This window comes from Aquibacillus saliphilus (assembly GCF_020404745.1).
Taxonomy (GTDB): domain Bacteria; phylum Bacillota; class Bacilli; order Bacillales; family Amphibacillaceae; genus Aquibacillus; species Aquibacillus saliphilus.
Genome location: NZ_JAIZAP010000045.1, coordinates 1 through 565 on the forward strand (window position 1 = coordinate 1; position 565 = coordinate 565).

The window sequence follows — 565 nt, forward strand, 5'->3', positions numbered from 1 at the left end:
GTTTTCACTCCTGCGAATGTTTCCTTAGAAAGGAGGTGATCCAGCCGCACCTTCCGATACGGCTACCTTGTTACGACTTCACCCCAATCATCAGCCCCACCTTCGGCGGCTGGCTCCTAAAAGGTTACCTCACCGACTTCGGGTGTTGCCAACTCTCGTGGTGTGACGGGCGGTGTGTACAAGGCCCGGGAACGTATTCACCGCGGCATGCTGATCCGCGATTACTAGCGATTCCGGCTTCATGTAGGCGAGTTGCAGCCTACAATCCGAACTGAGAATGGTTTTATGGGATTCGCTTCACCTCGCGGCTTCGCTGCCCTTTGTACCATCCATTGTAGCACGTGTGTAGCCCAGGTCATAAGGGGCATGATGATTTGACGTCATCCCCACCTTCCTCCGGTTTGTCACCGGCAGTCATCTTAGAGTGCCCAACTAAATGCTGGCAACTAAGATCAAGGGTTGCGCTCGTTGCGGGACTTAACCCAACATCTCACGACACGAGCTGACGACAACCATGCACCACCTGTCACTCTGTCCCCGAAGGGAACGCTCTATCTCTAGAGTT

Annotated in this window: 1 rRNA gene; it reads right to left on the reverse strand. The window is 54.2% G+C overall.

The annotated features are described in order from the left end of the window. Nucleotides 1–28 precede the first annotated feature (28 nt). Nucleotides 29–565 (reverse strand): 16S ribosomal RNA (locus LD272_RS21335); the annotation flags it as partial.